Annotated in this window: 12 protein-coding genes; 6 read left to right on the top strand and 6 right to left on the bottom strand. The window is 61.9% G+C overall.

Translation table 11 applies throughout. From position 1 onward, the window contains the following. The first annotated feature begins 11 nt into the window (after positions 1–11). Positions 12–1,238: a polysaccharide pyruvyl transferase family protein gene (locus AC1AUD_RS11635; protein ID WP_476574544.1), complete on the top strand. Its 1,227-nt coding sequence runs from the start codon at positions 12–14 to the stop codon at positions 1,236–1,238. Here the strand turns inward: AC1AUD_RS11635 and AC1AUD_RS11640 are convergent. After that, on the bottom strand, positions 1,222–3,396 hold the full coding sequence (locus AC1AUD_RS11640; RefSeq protein ID WP_476574545.1) for a hypothetical protein: 2,175 nt from the start codon (positions 3,394–3,396) through the stop codon (positions 1,222–1,224). The genes AC1AUD_RS11635 and AC1AUD_RS11640 overlap by 17 nt on opposite strands. Positions 3,397–3,614: 218 nt before the next feature. On the opposite strand from AC1AUD_RS11640, the gene AC1AUD_RS11645 reads away from it, so the two are divergent. After that, positions 3,615–4,784 carry a CHAP domain-containing protein gene (locus tag AC1AUD_RS11645; RefSeq protein WP_476574546.1) on the top strand — a complete coding sequence of 390 codons (1,170 nt, stop codon included), beginning with the start codon at positions 3,615–3,617 and terminating at the stop codon, positions 4,782–4,784. 76 nt (positions 4,785–4,860) lie between these two features. Here the strand turns inward: AC1AUD_RS11645 and AC1AUD_RS11650 are convergent, their stop codons facing one another. The 5 genes from AC1AUD_RS11650 to AC1AUD_RS11670 all read right to left on the bottom strand — a co-directional run bounded on the left by AC1AUD_RS11650 (position 4,861) and on the right by AC1AUD_RS11670 (position 14,722). Then, positions 4,861–5,883: a L,D-transpeptidase gene (locus AC1AUD_RS11650; protein ID WP_476574547.1), complete on the bottom strand. Its 1,023-nt coding sequence runs from the start codon at positions 5,881–5,883 to the stop codon at positions 4,861–4,863. Positions 5,884–5,991: 108 nt separating this feature from the next. Continuing rightward, entirely contained in the window at positions 5,992–6,411 is a 420-nt protein-coding gene (locus AC1AUD_RS11655) for a hypothetical protein (RefSeq protein WP_476574548.1), read from the bottom strand. A 124-nt stretch (positions 6,412–6,535) separates the two neighbouring features. Further along, positions 6,536–10,450: a Spy0128 family protein gene (locus AC1AUD_RS11660; protein ID WP_476574549.1), complete on the bottom strand. Its 3,915-nt coding sequence runs from the start codon at positions 10,448–10,450 to the stop codon at positions 6,536–6,538. A gap of 198 nt (positions 10,451–10,648) precedes the next feature. Then, the gene (locus AC1AUD_RS11665; RefSeq protein WP_476574550.1) at positions 10,649–13,177 is read right to left on the bottom strand and encodes an S-layer homology domain-containing protein; all 2,529 of its coding nucleotides are present in this window, start codon (positions 13,175–13,177) and stop codon (positions 10,649–10,651) included. Between the two features lie 102 nt (positions 13,178–13,279). Beyond that, positions 13,280–14,722, bottom strand: a complete 1,443-nt coding sequence (locus tag AC1AUD_RS11670) for an RNA-binding domain-containing protein (RefSeq protein WP_476574551.1) — start codon at positions 14,720–14,722, stop codon at positions 13,280–13,282. A gap of 328 nt (positions 14,723–15,050) precedes the next feature. Here AC1AUD_RS11670 and AC1AUD_RS11675 point away from each other — a divergent pair, with 328 nt between their 5' ends. From AC1AUD_RS11675 to AC1AUD_RS11690, 4 genes are all read left to right on the top strand, one after another. Further along, positions 15,051–15,257: a hypothetical protein gene (locus AC1AUD_RS11675; protein WP_476574552.1), complete on the top strand. Its 207-nt coding sequence runs from the start codon at positions 15,051–15,053 to the stop codon at positions 15,255–15,257. Between the two features lie 7 nt (positions 15,258–15,264). After that, positions 15,265–15,618 (top strand): hypothetical protein, encoded by a 354-nt coding sequence (locus AC1AUD_RS11680; protein WP_476574553.1) that lies wholly within the window; start codon positions 15,265–15,267, stop codon positions 15,616–15,618. Positions 15,619–15,645: 27 nt separating this feature from the next. Then, positions 15,646–16,908: an ATP-binding protein gene (locus AC1AUD_RS11685; RefSeq protein WP_476574554.1), complete on the top strand. Its 1,263-nt coding sequence runs from the start codon at positions 15,646–15,648 to the stop codon at positions 16,906–16,908. Between the two features lie 774 nt (positions 16,909–17,682). Then, entirely contained in the window at positions 17,683–18,969 is a 1,287-nt protein-coding gene (locus AC1AUD_RS11690) for an ATP-binding protein (protein ID WP_476574555.1), read from the top strand. Positions 18,970–19,115 lie beyond the last annotated feature (146 nt).

Consider the following 19,115-nt stretch of genomic DNA (forward strand, 5'->3'; position numbering starts at 1 on the left):
GAGGAAAGCGCATGGGCTTGGCATCGGCATTGGGCAGGCGGCTGCGCCGTGGCAGCCAAGCAATGGAACGTCAGTCGGACAACCGCGCGATATATCTGATCGGAGAGCCTGGATACCCTAATTTCGGCGACGAGCTTATTGCTCGCGAATGGCTGCGCTATCTGGCGAAGCGCTGCCCCGGACGCGAAATCATCCTCGACTGTGCGAGGCCCGGCCCGGCCGCTATGGTCTTGCGTGGCGTTCACCCGCATGTGACCTTCACCGACACCCTGCGCCGGCTGGGCACCGAAAATCCTTTCCCCTATGACGGACCCATCGACGATATCGCCGGTTTCGTCGCCGAAGCGCTTGACGACGAGGGCATGGCGCCGCAGTATGCGGCTGGCATCCGCGCGTTGCATCGGGACGTCGCCGCCGTGCATATGCTCGGAGGCGGTTATATGCGCGGCGATTGGACCTGCAATCTGTCGCGTCTGTCCATCGGCCCATGGGCGGAGGGCCGCGGCATTCCCGCCGTGGCTACCGGTTTGGGACTGATGCCCCTAACCGGCGGATCGTTGGATTTCGCCCGCCGATCGGCCGCAGCATTCCGGACGTTCACCGTGCGTGATGAGCGCACGATGGAGACGCTGAACGCAGGTCCGGCCGGGATGATCGCATCTCTCGCTCCCGACGACTGTTTCGTTAACGGTCTCGAAGGCTGTTATATGGAGGGCGAGGCGCTGCCGGGCATCATGCTATGCATCCAATCCGATTTCGTCGATGCGGCCGAAGCGTTGCACGCGCATGTGGAGCGGATGCTTGAATCGTGGGGCGTGGCCCATGACGACCCGATTGGCGTGGTGGAATGCAATCCGCGCATCGACCGTCCCATTTTCGACTATCTGGGCGAACGGGGATACAACCGGCTGAGGTTCTTCCCGGTCGCCGAGGTCCTCGAACGCGGCTTCCCCGCATGCGCCGGCCAACGGTGGATATCCACGCGTTACCATCCACATATTCTGGCAGCGGCACTTGGCTGCCGTGGCGCGTTTGTCTCCGTTGATGCGGCGTATTACGACGTCAAGCATGCGGCGGTGCTGCGCATGGGCTCGCACTGGTCCGCCGCGCCGATTGGCGGGGCGATTCCCGAGGCAGGGAGTGGATTCGATGATCCGAACACACGATTCAAATACGCGCGCAGCATCCGGGCTAGCGTGGAGGGTCTCTATGCGCCGTTGGTCACCACAATGGAATGAACCATCCGGCAATGTCGTAATACGCTTGCGGATGATACCGGTCTCCCAGCATGCCGAAGAACTGGATCACATAGGTCAGCAACAAGGCAATGAGCACCAGCCCGATGATGACGCGCGAGCCATGATCCCAACGTGGTAGTAGGGATGCGGCGCTGCTATTCGCATCGGTATCCAATGGGGCACGACTGGCGTCGATATGGAATGCCGCGATTATGAAAGCCACAACCAGCGCATAACCGAAATCAATGAAATAGCGCCATGCCAGCGACCCCAGCTGAATGTCAACGATCATTGTGCCCAATGCCAGCGCAAAAGCGCACCATATCACGGCTTTGCCTGACCTGGCACGCTTCGCTAGGAATGGAGCGGCCAAAACCAGCGCCATCACCGGCATGAATGCGAAGAATCCGCCCACGATGCCTTCGGCCGGCGACCATGCGGGGAACTGCAGTCGTTGCGTGGCAAGAAACGGGAACTGCATGCTCAGGTCAACCGGCTGGAAGAGGAAGGACAGAACGACTGGCGGCGTCAGATTCATGGAGCGTTGCAGACTCGTCAGATCGAATCCGGTGAGATTGTAGTCGTTGCCGAAGTCGAGGAACGAGCCGAAGCGCGCGTGATTGTAGGCCATCAGCGGCGCGAACACCACGGCGAAGGGCGCCAATGCTGCAAGGAGATTCGGCCATTCTTTGCGCGAGAGGAACAGATGTCGATGAACCAGTTCATCCCAGAACATCGGCAGGGCGAGCAAGGCACTGAAGATGAACTGGGGACGGCAACCGAGATTCGCCGCGATGCAGAGCGAGCCTAGGGCAAGCCAGATTTTGGACAGTCCGTCGGTTCGCTTGGCGGTGAGCCAACAGCACAGACCCGCGAGCGTGAAGGCATAGGAGGAGATGCCTGGCAACGCATAGAAATTCGGGGTCACCAGCTGATAGCACATCCCCGATCCCAGATTGATGGCGCAGATCGACAGCACTGCCGCGCCCAGGCTGGCCGTGCCGCGGAAGTAGGTTCCGGCCACGCGCACAACGAACAACGTGCCCAACACCACCGCGGCGCAAGCCATAATCAGCACTGCCCAGCCGGTCGGCAGCCATGCGCCAGTCAGCAGTTGGTAGGGGACGAACAGCAGCACCGCGGGAATGACGCCGAAATAGCAGTAGTACTTGCCCTGATAAAATGCGTGGTCCCAGTAGATGGGAACCGTCCCGTTGACACCGATGGCATTGCGGGCGGCGGTGTCATAGGGATTGTCCATGGCCGCAAGCTCATCCGGCACGGGCAGGTCGAGGTTGGTTCGTCCGTGAATCAGCGCATCCCCCAAGCGTGCGTATTGTTCGTAATCCACCCAATACGGGCGGTTGGTGGATGCCGGATGATAGGTGCCGGCGAACCCATCGGCTGCGGCACCGGAACGCCAGATACCGATGATGATGAGCAGCTGAAGCAATGTCATGCCGGATAGTACTGCGATTTGAGCGACACGTGTGGTGTCAAGGCTAATGCGATACAGTCTCGATCCGGGGCGCAGCATCACAGCAGCAAAGAAGAAAATCAACAGCAGGAACAGCCGCAGTGGGCTGATTTCATAGGGAATGTCAGGGTTGACTGTCAATCCAGTCACCGGCAGCCTGGTGCCTGTGGCTCCAGTGAAGGTGATGCGCACATCGGAGAATCCGCCACCAACGTGGACAAGCCGTGTGCGTGGTGAGGACGGGTGGAGGAAACGATCGGAGCCAGTCAGCCATCCGTCGTTGTCCTGCGCGTGATAAGCGAGGGTGAATTCCACGCGTTGTGTGGAGGCGCCGGTTGTACCGGCTTGAGTGGGGTTATATCGTTCGGGCGCAAGTTGAGGACCGTCGAGACGCACGTACCGCACCGGCACATGGTCTTCAGCGGCGATGGTGAGAGTGGCGTCCTTCTGGCTGCGTATGGTCAGCATGCCGTCCGATCCGCGTTCCAACCCATTGCCCAAGCTCATGGTCATCGGCACATCATGGCGGATACCTATGGTCTGCCAGTGCGGCAAGTTGAACACCAGACAGTCGACCACCAGCGCAAGCAGCAATGCAGCAAGCGCCGATGCCAGCCACCATGGCATCCGGTGCATACGTGGTCTACGGCTGCCGTCCTGCATCGCGGCGTGTGTATCCATCGGTGTCGCCTATCTTCTCAGGATTCCCTGCAACAAGTCGGCAACATCATATATCGAGCATATGCCGCCTTTCTGCTTGGGGGTATAGTACGGGGTGCGCGCATGATTCTGTTCGCTATCGGGATGGCAAGTTGACGACATGTATGCAGCGGAATAGTATGCTGACCGTTTTGCGTATGGCGACGCCATGACGAGGGAAATGAAAGAGGGTATCTACTATGTCTAGGCACTCAGCAGCGTCCGCCATTGCGGCGGGATTCTTCGCCGTTACCTTAGTGCAGGGCGTGGCGTATCCGGCCATTGCGCTCGGCGACGAGCTGCCGCTAAATACGACGGAGCAAACGATCATGCAGGATGTGGTCGCTCAGGACGGCACCCATATCGATGATGCACAGTCCAGCGTCTCGCCCGATGGCTCCGCGCCTGCGACGTATTCCAATGATGCCGAGCAGCCGTCGGTTCCCTCCGAGCCGACCGAACCTAGCACGCCCAACGATCCGACCGAACCGGAACAACCAAAGAACGGCTGGGTCGAGGAGACAGTCAATGGTGTTGCTGTGCGTCATTGGTATGACCATGGCGTCATGGCCCGTTCCAAGGAGGTCTACGACCCGGCGGCCAACGCATGGATGTGGTTCGACGCCGACGGCACGCAGGCGAAGGGCAAGGACGTCTACATGCCCAAGGCCGACAAATGGGTGCGCTACGACGTCACTGGGCGCATGGTCAAAGGCCGCGAGGACTTCAAGGACGATGGCTGGTACTATTTCGACGCCACCACCGGCGCGATGGCCAAGGGCATGACCTATCTGAAGAAGGGCAACAAGTGGGTCTATTACGATCCCACCACCGGCCGCATGCAATACGGCGCCCATATGGTCAACGGCCGTCATCTCTACTTCGACCCTGCCACCGGCCGCCAGTGGTCCGGTGACGAGATCATCAACAAGGTTCTCGCCACCGCCCGGTCCTCCTACGGCAAGAACATCGACGCGGCTGGCGCGCTGCGCAACGCGGGCGGTCTGCTGTGCCCCTGGGGCCCGTGCACGGAATGGATTTGGTGGGTGTTCAATCAGGCCGGTCTGGGTCTGTTCTTCAGTGATGGGGCGACCAGCGGATGGCCCCACCACAACTTCGACTGGTATCGTGCGCGCGGCCGCGTGTCGATGACGCCGCATGTCGGCGACATCGCGTTCTATCGCTTCTCCCCGGCCTCGAGCACCTGGGCGCGGGACAAGTCCGCCTCGCATGCCGGCATCGTCGTGCGCGTCGAACGCGGTGCGGTGTGGATCGCCGACGCCGCATACAGCAGCATCGCCGAGCGCAACGCAACCCGCGTGTATGGCGGTGGTCTGGTCGGATATGCGCGCCCGTATTATTTCGGCTGATCGTTAGCAGAACACAGATAAAACTTGGGGCGGCCCCCTCGACGGGGCCGCTCCAAGTTTTATTGGATTCGGTAATTCAGTAAATGTGCACCGGCGTGCCATCGGGCAGCTGGTCGAACAACCATTGGGAGTCCGGGATGGTCAGACGCACGCAGCCGTGCGAGGCCGGACGACCCAGCTTGTCGGCCTCGGACGGGATGTATTGGCCGAAACGGTTGATCGGCACGGAATGGAACAGATAGGGACCGCGCCAGCGCACCCAATTGTTCGCTCCCATGCCATCCGGGTTCATGAACGAGCGGCCGCGGCCATTGACCGTGTAATCGCCGCGCGGCGTCCAATCGTTGAGACCGGTGGAGGAAATCATCGTGTAGATCACGGTGTTGCCGGAACGCACATAGGTCTGCTGGTTCGCAATGGACACCTGGATGTTGAGATTCGGCGTCGTGCGCAGATTCGGATAGGGGCTTTCCTGCGAAGGCTCGGTCCATGCGGCGGTTTCCTGCCCCTGATTCCAGCGACCGTCGACGTCGTCAAAATATTTGTAGGCGTTCCATTCGGGCACATAGGTCATCTTGTGCGCCATTTTGCCGGTGTGATGGTCGAAGTAATACCAAGCGCCGTCGATGTAGCTCAGGTCATGATGCATGGCGCCGGTGACCGGATCGTAATACACCCACTTATTGCCGTCGCGCAGATAGACCATGCCCTTGGTCATGGCGCCGGTGATGGGATCGAAGTAATACCAGTTGCCATACCGGTAGTCCTCGCCTTTGCGCATATGGCCGTTGGCATCATAGCGCACCCACTTGTACTGGTTGGGGATGTAGACATCCTTGTTCTTCGCCATCGTGCCGTCGGCGTCGAACCAATACCACGCGTCGGAAGCGGGGTCGTAGACCTGCTTGGATCGGGCCATGGTGCCATGGTCGTACCAGTACTTCTTGCCGTCGGCCTCCCACCAGCCGTTATGACCGGCCTCTGGCGCGGCGGGCTGCGATGGTTCTGTTTCCTTGGCCATGGCCGGCGCTGCCATGGGAGCCAACATGCCTGCCGCCAACGCAAGTGCCGCCAAACTGGCATATGCTTTTCTGCCCATCGGGGCTCTCCTTCTCCTTGGACTTTCATAGACCAACACCTTGCATTGTAGTGCGTGGCGTTTGGATCTGCGGAGCGATGAGCTTGTTCGCGTTGTGATCTGTTGCGGTTACTGAGGCTGCTGGAGTTCCTGGATTTGTTGTTGGAGTTGGGCGATGGTCAGGGCTTGGCTGGCGATGAGTCGGTCGCGCGGGTCCATGCTCGCTACGGGCATCGTGTCCGTGTTCGTGTCGTAGGTTTGCGCGTCGCGCCGGGGGCGTCCCGGGTTCGGGCGCGGGGAGGCAAGACGCGCGGATTGCCGCCATCGGGCGAAAGCGCGCTCGATGCGCTTGTATCCGATCAGCTCGGGTCCCATGCCCGCCCTCCGGAAGATCTCGACCGGCGAGCCGCCGGCCATGTATTCACGCAATGCCTGTTCGCGAAACCTGTCCGCGTAGAAAATTCGGCTCTCACCCACCCGGCTCACCGCGGGCAGGCGCGACAAATAGGCGCGGGTTGCCTCATCGAACGCGCTCGTATGCGTTCCCATAGGCCAGCACTCCTCACTTATGAAAGGAAAACGGATATGGCGGGCGGGCATGGCCGGGGAACTTCCCTGGTCATGCCCGCCGTATTGCTCCCCGGGATGACTCCTGGAGAGCGGTGGCGGCGCATCAGCCGAGCGTCGCCTTGGCGTTCTTCAGGAAGAACGCCATGTCCTGACGGATGATCGTCTTGCCCACGCCGAAGCTGGCGGTCCCATCGGGGTTCGGGAAGCCGACGGATACGCCGGTCTCCTTCGCCCATGCCAAGGCTTGCTTGAACGGGGTCAGGGCCACGTCGGTGAAGTTATCCGACACATCCTTCGGCTCCGGGCTGCCGGCCAGACGCCACAGCATCTGCACCGCATCCTGGCGTTGGATCGAGGCCATGCCGCGGAACGTGCCATCCTCAAAGCCGGTGATGTAGCCATGGCTCGCGGCCCACAGGATCTCCTTGTAATGCGGCGTGAACCGGGTCACGTCGGAGAACCTGAAATCCGACGCGGAAGGCGTGTAGTCGGGGCGTCCGGCCAAGCGGTACAGGAACGCCGCGTAGTCCTGGCGGGTCACCTCGTTGCGGGGACGGTAGGTGATGGTGCCGTCGGCTTCCTTCCAGCCTTCGGCGATCCTGTTGCAGTACACCCACTCGATCTCCGCGTAGTGCGGGGTCGTCTCGTCCACGTCCACGAACGGCTCCGAGCAGGCCGGCGGCACCGGCGTCGGGTCCGGGTCCGGGCTGGGATCGGGCTCCGGGCTCGGATCAGGATCCGGATCCGGGGTGGGCGGGACCGCGGGCTCGGCGTACGTGTTCGTGAAGTCGAGGGAGTCGACCTTCACGCCGTCCTTCTCGATGGTGACCTGCGGGACTAGGCCGCCGGTCTTGTCGTTGTTGACGACGTTGACGACGACCTTGTACTGCGTGTTGTCATAGTCCATGCCCTCCACGCCGTCGTTGTGCTCCTTGACGACGTATTCGTGCACGCCAGGCTCGTCGAAGGTCAGGGTCTTGTCGAAGTGCCACGCGAACACGCCGCCCTCGGGCTTGCCATCCGTGCTGGCATCCACGTTCGCGGTGTCGAGTGGCTCGGAGGCGGTGTGCCCGTCTTCGGTCTCGTACAGGCCGAACACGAACTCGCCCTGCCACGGATCGCCCTTAAGGGTCTTGGTGCCCTTGAGCGCGTTGGTCAGGTCGAGCGTGGCCGCGGACGCGTCATAGCCGTTGTTGAACGGCACGGGCGCCTCGACTGGCTTGCCGTCCTTGTCGGTGATCGTCGGATCGCCGGCCACCTCGAGCTTGTTGGAAGCCGCGTCGTACTTCACGTTGTAGGTCACGGTGTACGTGTTGCGGTCGTAGGACACACCGGGCTGACCATCCTCGACCTCGGAGAGAGTGTACTTGTGCTCGCCCGACGACGTGAACTCCAGCGTGCCCTCCAGCGGGAAGGACTTCTCCTCGCCGGTGGTCACGTCCTGGCGTCCGGTCGTGGCGACCTGAGTGCCGTTCTGGTCCTTGAGGACGAACTCGAAGGCGCGGGTCGTCATGTCACCGGTGAGCTTCTTGACGACCTTCAGGCTGTCCCCGGCGTTCGCCTTAGCGGGCTCGGCCTTCTGCCACACCGCCTCGAGCATCAGCTTCGCCCCGTTATGGGCATTAGCGAAGTCCTCGGTGACATTGCCGTTCTCATCGGCAGGCCCGCCCTTCTCGGACGGCTTGGCCAACGGCTCGTTGACGTTGCCCTCGACACGGTACCGGTAGCCCAAGAACCTCGAGTCCTTGCGGGCATCGGGCTTCTCAGCCCATCCGCCCTGCTCGTCGGCGATTGCGTCGCCGGCCTTGTAGTCCGCGGTCTTGAACGGATCCTTGGCATCTTGATCAAAGTACACGATTGTGACCTTCGAGACGGGCTGGGGCGCCTGCCTCTTCCACACCGCGTACAGGTTCACGCCCTCCGCGGGCACGGTCACGTCGCCGGGAGCGATGGTCGTCTTGTCGTCCTTGTTCAGGGACCAGCCGACGAACTCATAGCCCTCGTGCACGGGCATCTGCAAATCCGTGGGCCACTCGCTCAGAGTGGTGTTGACCTTATAGGTGCGGGTGCCGATGATGTTGCCGGTCTGCCCGTTGTCCAGCGTGTCGATGAAGTTTACGTTGGCGTTCTCCGGCGCGGGAGCGTCCTTGAACAGGGCGTACACGTAATGCGGGTTGTTCTCGCCCCAGTAATCCTTGGTGACCTTGTCCGACGAATCGACGGCCTTGGTGCCGGTGGGCTTCTTGCCGTCGTACGTGTACACAGCCCAGTGGTCGAAGACCTTGCCCTCGGGGGCCGTCAGCTTCGAGACGTCGGGCAGTGCGCCGAACTCTTCGCCAGACCAGTATTCACGGGTCTCGACCGGGTTGGTGCCGTCGTAGACGGTCGGGTTGATGAACGTCACGTCGATCTTGCTGCGGGCCTCGATTGTGTTGTTGAACTCGATCTTGCCGTTGGTCTGCTCCGTGTCGTCGTTCTTCGTGGAGTACGTGACCGAGCCGTCCGTGTCGACGTTCACCGTGAGAGTGTGCTTGGCCGTGTCGGTGGTCACGCCATCGTAGTCACTCTCCTGCTCAATGATGTCGAACGTGTACGTGAGCTTCTGCTTTGAATCGCGCTGGAAGAACAGCTTCGGCAGCTTGATGTCCGCACTGGTCTTGTCCTTCTCCACGGTCGCTTCCGCGGCACCCGTGAGGGTGTCGTCGGAGTTGATGTCGCCGCTGGTCTTCTTGTCGGAGGTCGTGTACTTAACCTGCGCGCCGTTGGAGTCGGTGCGCTTGATGTTGAAGCGGAACGTACGGTCAATCCTCTGGCTTTCGGCCAGCTGAGAGCCGTCGGGCGTGACGGTGAGGTTCTTGACGCCGTTGAGCGTCGGCGTGATGCCCTTGAGCGTGAACTTGCGCGTGTGCGACGCGTTCGAGTCCGCGTCGAGCGTGACCGGCTTATCGTACTTGTCGTCGCACTGCGCTTGGCCATTGTTGTCCGCGTAGCAAATCTGGTACCACTTGGCGAAGTCCTTGGATGCTTCGTTCGCAGCCTCGAGTCCGTATGTGGCCTTCACTTGCTTGTCGGAGGCGATAATCGGCAGGACCGCGTCGCCGTCCTTGGCCACGACGCTTCCGAAACCATCGGCGGACACCGTCGCGTTCGCCTTCACCCCCGGCACGGGATTCGTGTAGTCGGCGTCCGTGATTCGCTTGGCGGTCGCGGTCACGAACTGCACGCCGAACACAATCGCCTGACGCGAGCTATAGCTGCTGGCGCGCAACTGCACGCTCACGCTCGTCGGCGTCTTGGCCTTGGCGATGGTGGTGTACGGCACGCCATTAACCGACCCTGACTTATCGTCGCCATGCGCGACCATCCACCCGTTGTCTTCCTGCAGGTCGCACTCGAACTTGGAACTGGTGGGCAGGGTCGTGCACTCGGACACCTGGCTCGGCTTTGCCTTGTAGGCGATGGCCTCGCTCTCGTTCGAGCTCTCGCCATCACCCATGACCAGCGACCAATCGCCCGTGACCTTCTGCCCGTTATAGGTGAGGCTGATGTTGGTCAGTTCAATCGTCGTGGTGTTCTGCTTGCTCCACCTGTTCACCGTGGGCTGGTAGAGGGCGAGCTTCGCGTCGCCGAAGCCCTTGTAACCCTCGCGGCCGAACCACGACTTGAGTTCGCCGGTCTCCTTGTCGATCCAAGTCGGCACAGTGCTCGCCTCGACCTTGCGTCCCGTGGTCTTCGTGTCGAACGACAGCTTGTAGCCGTTGCCGATGTTCACATCCATCGTGCCATTGACGGCTTTGCCATTCCAGCCGGTCTGGCCCTGGAAACCGCTCATGTCGAGCCAACAGACCTTCGGCAGGCCGGCAGCCGTCTCGCCCCACACGCACGAACTCGTATCCGAACCGGCGCGCGGCTCGGTTTCCGCCGCGTTGGCGGTGGCGGTCACGATGCCGCCCGTGGCGAGCATCGCCACGCCCGCGGCCAGCGCCGCGAGCCTTCTGAAAAATCTATGTTCCCTCATCCCAATCGCTTTCTCGCGTAGGAAAGAATCCGAAAACCACCCGCCCAGGCCCGGGGCCGGACTGGCATCAACACCCCGCACGCGTCGGATAAGCCAACGGCGGTGCAGGTAGGGGAAAGCCCCCGGAAACCTCTAACGGATCCCCAGGGGCTTTCCTTAATCACATCAGCGGAACCAAATCCTGAAAGGAACTAGGCCTCACTTGTCGAGGACGGCGGCAGCGCGCACAAGGAACGCAGCCATGTCCTGACGGATGATGTTCAGGCCCACGCCGAACGAGCCGTCCGGATAGCCAGTGGACACACCCGTCGCCTTCGCCCAAGCCAGAGCGGCCTTGAACGGGGTCTTCGCGGCGTCGGTGAAGTTCGCGGCGTCGTCGGCGACCTCGGGGCTGCCGGCCAGCTTGTAGAGCATCTGCAGGGCGTCCTGGCGCTGAATGGAGGCCAGGCCGCGGAACGTGTTGTCGGCGAAGCCGGTGATCACGCCGTTGGAGGCGGCCCACAGGATGGCCTTGTAGTGCGGGGTCGTCGCGTTAACGTCGGCGAACGTCTTGGTCGCCTTCGCCGGGTCGAACTCCGGGCTGCCGGCCAAGCGGTACAGGAACGCCGCGTAATCCTGGCGGGTCATGTTCAGCGTCGGACGGAACGTGAGCGTGCCGTTCTGCTCGGTCCAGCCGGTCGTGATGCCCATCTCGAACAGCTTGTTGATGTCCTGAGCGTGCGGCGTGTCCACCGTCACATCAGCGAACGGGGAGGAGAACGGCGGATCCACCGGGTTGCCAGCCTTCACCAGAAGAGCCTCAGCAGACGCGATAGAGGCGTTGATCTTCTCAGCCGCGGCACGCTTGGCCTCGGGGTCGGTCAGACGCAGGTAGGACTGGTACTCGTCCTCGACCTTGTACATGGCGTCCACGAACGCCTTGGAGGAGTCCTCGGTGTAGCCCTTGTTGACGAGGTCGGCGACGTCCTTGGCCTTGTTGGTGAAGGACAGGCCGTACTGGTAGACCTTGGCGCCCAGCTGGTCGGCGTTGTTCTCGACCCAGTTGGCGAGGATCTCGTTGCCGTCGACGATCTTGGCGACCTTGTCGCCGGCGTTGTTGTAGTAGTAGCCGTCGAACAGGTTGGCGCGCAGGGTCTTCTGGGGGTTGGTCCAGAACGTGAAGGTGAAGCCGTCGCGCATCGGGGTCTCCACGACGTCCTGCCACTTCTGCGAATCGGTCTTGGACGCGTAGATCTTGTTGTTGCCGTTGGAGAACGAGCCACCGTTGCCGTTCAGGAGGATGGCCTCGGCCGAATCCCACTTCGCGTACACAGAGGTAGCGGCGTTCACCGTGGAAATCGGAGCGTTGTCCGCCACGGACAGCCAAGCCGACACCTTGCTGGAGGTATAGGTGCCGTGATCCTTGTCGGCGGAAGTCTGGAAGTAGTCCTCAAGGCCGGTCGGCTCCGGGAGCTTGTTGCCCACGGTCACGTAGTCGAGGGCCTTGCCGGTCTTCGGAGTCACCCTGCCGGCGGCCTCACCTGCGACGGGCAGCTGCCAAGCCTGGGCCTTGTAGTTGTAGTAGTAGGCAACCGGAGCGACGTTCTTGGTATCCCAGCCAGCTTCGATGCTCACCGTGCGGGTGGACTTGTCGGCACCGGGAAGCTGGGAGACCGGGGTGTTGAAATCAACGTCGGCACCGTTGACGCCGTACCAGCCAGTGAACACGGCATTCTTCACGGCCGGGTCGGCGGGCTGCTCGGCCTGGTCGTCGGCGGCGTAGTGCTTAACGACCGTCGCACCCTTGCTGTTGCCATTGTTCGTCGCGTCGGCGTTCTTCACACCATCAGCGTTGAACTTATAGGTCACGGTCCAGTTCTTGTCGGAAGCTGCTTCAACCTCGGTCAGCACCAAATCGGCGCCCTTGGGGCTGTTGGACGGATCGTAGTGGATGTTCGCATCGGAATCGGTCGGAGTGGCGAAGTCGTAGGAGTTGCCTGCCTTGTCCAGCCACGTGCCCTCCGGGGCGCGGTACGCCGGGAACGGCTTGCCGTCCAGCGTGTAAAGGGTCACATCCTTGTCGTTCCTGTCCGACACATGGAAGAACACCTGAGAAGCGTTGTTCTGATCCTCCTCGGAGGAGTAGACGCGGAACACCGGGTACAGAACAGTGTCCGAGTTCAGCGCCTCGCCGGTGTACAGGTCCTCGGCATCCTCGTTGTTCGTCAGCTTCCAGCCGGCAAACACCTGGCCAGCGGGGGCCGTCGGCTCGGTGATGTGCTTCGCGTAATCAGCCTCGGTCACGCCGGAGCCCTTCGCAATTTCAAGCACTGCATCGGAGCCGGCCGTACCAGCACCCTTGAAGGTAACCTTGACGGCGTCGGCGTACTGGGCGTACAGCTTGGTATCGCCCTTGACCGCGAACGCGTCCTTGACCACGTTCTTACCCGCCAAATCATAGGAGTAACCGGTCAGGACCTTGCCATCGTCGTTGGCAACATACGGATCGGTGAGGCTGTCCAGATCGAAGGTCTGGCCATAGACGTAGCTATCGATCGGAGTGCTCTGAAGCGCCGCATAAGGCTTGTCCGCACGATACACACCAACCTTGAAATACTGATCACCCTCATTGGGCTTCAGACTAGACGTGGCGTTCGCGGTTCCCGCGGCCATGCCCATCGTCGCGATCATCGCGAGAGAGGCAAGACCCGCGAGCGGCGCGCGCCATGCATTCTTGTTTCCAGTCATGTTCCTGGAACCTTTCTTCTAGGGACAGGAACGAAGGATGGTAGGAAACGACGCGTGGAAGAAACGACTGCCGCGCCAGCCTCGGATAATTGGGCCGGGGCGTCACGCCCTTACGTACCGGCGGTCGCGTGTGCGGCCGAGCGCGATTAAAGCACCTTGGGCGACCTGCTGGGAGAAGTAGCGGCGCGCGGTCCGGACGCTGACGCCCGCCTCTCGGGCCGCGGCCGCCACTGTGGCCTCGCCGGTGGCGTCGAGCATACGCCGCACGACCTCCTCGAGGTCATGGGCGGATCCGATGGCGCCGACGGGGCCGTTCGATTCCATGCTCCCGTCCGGCTCCCGTCCGGCCGGGGAATAATGCGTCCGTTCGTCCCGAATGGCGCCGGTCGGCACGAACGCGGTGAACACGAGCCCGTCCCTGAGCTCGGGCCGCCCGCCCGAGTAGACGCGCGTGTATTTGACGAGGTTGCGGACCCCGCTGCCAAGTTCCTCGGCCAGTCCGATCTGGACGAACACGTCCGCGATGACCGGGTTCTTGGGCACCGGGGTGAAGCACCCCAGGTCAAGTTCCCCCTCGAACGCGGGGCGGCTGGCGTTGCGCGTCTCGACGCCATCGGGGGTGACGGTGATCTGGGCGGGGATGGGGCTGGAGTACTCGCGGTGCACGAGCGTGTTCGACACCAGCTCGCGCACGATCCTGTCGCGCGGACTGACGGCCACGTCCCTCTCCAGATGGAAGCGGTCGGGCAGATGCCTGCGCAGGAACCCTGCGAGCTGGTCGTACGCGTCGATCAGGTTCGTGCGCACGACCAGCCGGTCGTCATGGCGGTCCCGGTCCTCCAAGCGGGCCACCGCGTCGGTCTTGTACGCGGGCAGTAGGTCCGCGATCACGTCGTCGCGGCCCAGCAGGAGAGCCGCCGCGAGCGTGAGCCCCTCCGAGCGCGCCCCATAGTCGCGCGCGACCAGCCTGGCGCTGCGCAGCAGCTCCTCGTCGCCCATGGCCAACCACGGGTGTCCCGGGGTTTTGTTGGATGCCATCGTGCGCACGCGTGTCATCAACGTCGGGTCCAGGTCGGCCATGCACAGGCCCGGGTAGACGCGCCGCTCGGTGAAGATGCCCTGCTTGCGGATGTACATCTGGGTGATCTGCATCTCCCCATCGATCCGTTTGTCCGCGTCGGCCACCCGGTCCCACACCTGTCCCTTGTAGCGGAACACCGACGAGGTGGGCGGCACCCACACGCGCACGACCGTCCGTCCCTCGTATTCGAACCGTTCGGTCTCCACGGCCAGGGTCGGGCTGAACGACTGGTGCTGGCCCGTCACGTTCGCCACGTTACGCTCGATGCTCAGTGCCGCTCCCTCCGGCACGCCCGTCACTTCGCCGTCGTCGGTCACGCCGAGGAATATCGAGCCACCCGCATGGTTGGCGAACGAGCACACCGTCTCGAACGTGTCCGAACCTGGGTTGCCTCCGCACCGCTTGAACTCCACGGTCGAGCTCTCGCCCGACCGCAGGATCTCCTCGAACCCCCGGATATCCATCGCGTCCCTCGATTCCACCCCGAATCATTCTCCATTTCCGGACACATTATAGGACACCGTGTCCTAAATCGGGCATGAATGTCCCAAAACCCAGCCGGCCAGGATCGCCTTGTTTCCTGTCCTCTAGGGACGCAGAGAACGCAGAGACCGGAAAGAGCAAGCATGTTTTGCGTCAGGGAATCACGTAATTGCGGATGTGCTGAGTTCGTCGTTGCCGTGCCGTCAATCATGCGCGTGGGCGTAGAGAGACTGATTCGCCGGCGTTATGTGTGTGCAATCGGTCCATGAGCCGCAAGGTCGCTGCGTACGGAATTGGGGCGGAATGAATATGGACAATTTGACTGATATGCCGGTGCTGGGAAGCGAGCCGTCGCTGACACGCGCGTTCGCAGCGGAGATCAGAGAGACGCCGACCGCATTCGAGGTCTTTCTTCGCAATGTGCCGAGAGAAGATTTCGGACATATTTCAATGTTCAGTGCGGGCGTCCGGCCCCAGGATATCTCGGTCGCGTTACGTGATGAGGCGGGGCATTGAAACGGCCGTGGGTATCGAGGCCAAGCTTGCGCACGCGCCCTCGCCGGGATGGTTGTCGAAAGAACGTGACGGAGGAATCGGTCGTCTGCCGCTCATGGTCATGGAGAAGAGAGACGCCTTGGGTTGCGGATCTAAAGTGGATGCAATCGTCATGTGGGAACAGGCGGTCGCCTACTTCGGCGAGTCGTGCCGGGTACGTCGATGCGACCTCGCGGCCGCGGTGACGCCGAAACTCATCGCGAGAAGGATTCTCGAAACAACCGCCTCGGATAAACGCAGCGCCATATCACTTGCGGTAAGTCAACAAAAGCATGGCCGCCCGCAAGCCCGAACGTCTCTTCCGGGGGGTATTTTCATATGAATGATGATAAATGCCACCGGGAAAGAGATGGACGACGTGGTTTCGGAGGAAGCCGCGGCATCCCTCTATCGTCGCGAACGCTATCTGGAGCAGCTGCGTCCGTTCCGTGACGATGCCGGGCTGATCAAGGTGGTCACCGGGGTGAGGCGCTGCGGCAAGTCGAGCCTGCTGCGCACGGTGGCCGGCGACCTGCTGTCCCAAGGCGTGCCCGCAGGCAATGTTGCCGAGCTGAACCTCGACCGCCGAGAATACCGGCGCGTGCGCGAGGCGGACCAACTGGACGCGTTGATCGAGGAGCGGCTGCGCGGCACGCATGGCATGCGATATCTGTTCATCGACGAGGTGCAGAACGTTCCCGGGTTCGAGCCGGTGGTCAACGCGTGGCGGGAGGAAGGAGATGTGTCCATCTTCCTGGCCGGCTCGAACTCGTATCTGCTGTCGGGGGAGCTGGCCACCAAGCTGACGGGCCGTTACATTGAGGTCGGCATGTTCACGTTCTCGTTCGCCGAATACCTTGGCATGCGCCGGTTCCTAGGCAAGCCGGACGAGCCGATGGCGGCCAGTTTCCGAGACTGGCTGTCCTTCGGCGGGTTCCCCAAGTCCGTGGAATACGACGCGCCGGAAGCTCGGGAACGCTACGTGGGCGATGTGATTCGCCAGATCTTCGACAAGGACATCACCGCCCGCCGCCGGGTAACCAACCGCGACACCTTCGAACGCGTGCAGACCTATCTGATCAACAATTACGCCTCGCCCACGAACCTGGCCGGCATCATCGCCTACCTGGAGCACACCCAGGGCGTGCGGATTAAACGGGAGACGCTCGCCACCTACATCCGGCTATTGGAGAACGCCAAGATCCTGTGTCGCTGCCCGCGATTCGATCTCAAGAGCCGTCGGTCGCTGCGCGGAGGAGAGAAATACTATCTCGCCGATTTGGGAATATACCGCGCGCGCAACGCCGACGCCCGTCTCGGCTACGGGCCAGCGTTGGAGAACGCCCTGTACACGCACCTGATATCCAAGGGATACCAAGTGTCCGTCGGCAGGATCGGCAAGCTTGAATGCGATTTCATCGCCCGACGCAACGAACGCTACGCCTACATCCAAGTGTCCCTGAGCGTGCAGGACCCGGCCGTCGAGGAGCGCGAGTACCGGCCCTTCCGCCATATCCAAGACAGCTATCCTTGCTACCTGTTCACCCTCGACCCCCTGCCCGACCAGCGCGATGGCGTGCGCCACCTCAACCTCATGGAATTCCTCGCCGCCGACGGAGACTTGGAAGACTGAACGTCACGCATCCTCAAAACTCTGGTCGCATCCCCGACCGGACGCATTGTTCCATGGCGCATGCCAAGGCATCGGCATTTTGAGCATTCCCGTTCCAAAAGGTTTGCGACTGTCGCGGGACTCATCGTTCATGGTGGATCCAGGAAACGGTAGGGTATAGCCGGCATGCGGCGGTCCTAGGCGGACATGTCGGCGTTGATGTTCTGCCGGAGCCACCGACACAGCCGCGTCCGATCCTCGATGTTTCCGAAACTCCCGTCAACAGGTTCTCCGGCTATGCTGGATGAACCGGAGGCTTGCGAGGTCCGCGAATCCCAGATTACCGGCGACAATGCGAAGGTCCGCTCACCGCGAGTCCCGAGGGAATCCGAATCCTCAAGGCAGTGCGATGCGTAGCGCTGTTCCAAGGACGGTCCGATGAGATTGTGCAGGAAGCCAGACGGTCTCGGTTGCCATAGCGCGACTCGATGGGCGCGCGCTCCGCGGCAATATCCCTAGCGGACAGATGCACAGCCTGGCCAAAGGCTCAATCATCGTCATCGCAGACGCCTCCTTATCCTCGTCGCCGCAATAACTTCCAAGAACGCTACACGCCAACGGAACCATCCATCGACGCCTTGTTTCCTGTCCCTAGAAAGAAAGGATGTTCTTCTAGGGGGCAGAAAACCGGCGGACCGCACCTTTGTCCCGTGCTCCGGAGCACTGCTGTTGAATTTTCTCGGCATATATGGCAATATAATTCAGTACCTTGGGTGCGGTGGAAGGAACGACGCCATGCTGATCAAACGCGACTGGTACCTCGACGCCTTGGTGGCGCGGATGGGCAACGGCATGGTCAAGGTCGTCACGGGAGCACGCCGGTGCGGCAAGACGTTCCTGCTGTTCGACCTGTTCTCGGGTTGGCTGCGCGGCCACGGGGTGCCGGACGAGTGCATCGTCGAGGTCGCTCTGGACGACGAGCTCAACGCCGCCTATCGAGACCCGGCCAGGCTCGCCGAGCATTTGCGTTCGCTCATCACGGACGGGGACAAGCAATACTACGTGCTGCTCGACGAGGTGCAGTACGCGATATCGGACGACGAGCTCAGGGGGACGACGCCGCCCCGCCTGTATGGGGTGCTCAACGGACTGCTGCGCCTGCGCAACGTGGACGTGTACGTGACCGGCAGCAACTCGAAGATGCTCTCGACTGACGTGATGACCGAGTTCCGCGGACGCGGCGACGAGGTGCGGGTCCGCCCCCTGTCGTTCGCTGAGTTCATGCAGGCGTACGACGGCGACGCGCAGCACGGGTGGGCGGAGTACGTGGTGTTCGGCGGCATGCCCCTGACCGTGTCAATGCGCACGGACGAGCAGAAGACCCGCTATTTGGAGAACCTGTTCGAGGAGACGTATCTGAAGGACATCGTCGCACGCAACCGGATCCGCCGCACGCAGGAGCTGGACGACCTCGTGGATGTGCTGGCGTCATCCATCGGCGCACTGAGCAATCCCGCCAAGATAGAGGCGACCTTCAAAAGCCGGCTGCATTCGTCGGTCAGCGTGAACACCATCGCCTCGTACATCCGCCACCTGCAGGACGCGTTCGTCATCGAGGAGGCGCGCCGCTACGACGTCAAGGGCCGCAAATACATCGGCAGCCCGAAGAAATACTATTTCGAGGACATGGGCCTGCGCAACGCGCGGCTGGGGTTCCGCCAGGTCGAGCAGACCCACATCATGGAGAACGTCATCTACAACGAGCTGCGCATGCGCGGCTACTCGGTGGACGTGGGCGTGGTCGAGCAGCGGCCCCTCGTGGACGGACACGCGCGGCGCGTGCAGCTCGAGGTCGATTTCGTCGCCAACCTCGGCTCGAGGCGCTATTACATCCAGTCCGCCTACCAGCTACCCGACGAGGAGAAGGTCGCCCAGGAGAAGGCCTCCCTGCGTGGCATCGACGACAGCTTCTCCAAGATCGTGCTCGTGCGGGACGTGGTCAAGCCCACCCGCGACGAACGCGGCATCCTGACCATGAGCGTCTACGACTTTCTCCTGAACCCCGACAGCCTGACCATGTGAACGCGGTGAGGGAACGGACGGCATGTTCTTGCTTTCCGCTTGCTTGCTCTTTATTACCCACCGAGAGGCCAGCCGACTTCCATTCGTCTCGCACGCTCCTTGACTCTTTGTTTTTCCCAAGCCATGCTTTTCTTCCGGTTTCTGTC

The organism is Bifidobacterium sp. LH_730, from assembly GCF_056355835.1.

Excerpts from the sequence above, each read along its gene's own strand:
- AC1AUD_RS11650 (WP_476574547.1), bottom strand. The coding sequence starts at position 5,883 with ATGGGCAGAAAAGCATATGCCAGTTTGGCGGCACTTGCGTTGGCGGCA.
- AC1AUD_RS11635 (WP_476574544.1), top strand. The coding sequence starts at position 12 with ATGGGCTTGGCATCGGCATTGGGCAGGCGGCTGCGCCGTGGCAGCCAA.
- AC1AUD_RS11690 (WP_476574555.1), top strand. The coding sequence starts at position 17,683 with ATGCTGATCAAACGCGACTGGTACCTCGACGCCTTGGTGGCGCGGATG.
- AC1AUD_RS11675 (WP_476574552.1), top strand. The coding sequence starts at position 15,051 with ATGGACAATTTGACTGATATGCCGGTGCTGGGAAGCGAGCCGTCGCTG.
- AC1AUD_RS11640 (WP_476574545.1), bottom strand. The coding sequence starts at position 3,396 with ATGGATACACACGCCGCGATGCAGGACGGCAGCCGTAGACCACGTATG.
- AC1AUD_RS11670 (WP_476574551.1), bottom strand. The coding sequence starts at position 14,722 with ATGGATATCCGGGGGTTCGAGGAGATCCTGCGGTCGGGCGAGAGCTCG.
- AC1AUD_RS11645 (WP_476574546.1), top strand. The coding sequence starts at position 3,615 with ATGTCTAGGCACTCAGCAGCGTCCGCCATTGCGGCGGGATTCTTCGCC.
- AC1AUD_RS11655 (WP_476574548.1), bottom strand. The coding sequence starts at position 6,411 with ATGGGAACGCATACGAGCGCGTTCGATGAGGCAACCCGCGCCTATTTG.
- AC1AUD_RS11665 (WP_476574550.1), bottom strand. The coding sequence starts at position 13,177 with ATGACTGGAAACAAGAATGCATGGCGCGCGCCGCTCGCGGGTCTTGCC.
- AC1AUD_RS11660 (WP_476574549.1), bottom strand. The coding sequence starts at position 10,450 with ATGAGGGAACATAGATTTTTCAGAAGGCTCGCGGCGCTGGCCGCGGGC.
- AC1AUD_RS11685 (WP_476574554.1), top strand. The coding sequence starts at position 15,646 with ATGGACGACGTGGTTTCGGAGGAAGCCGCGGCATCCCTCTATCGTCGC.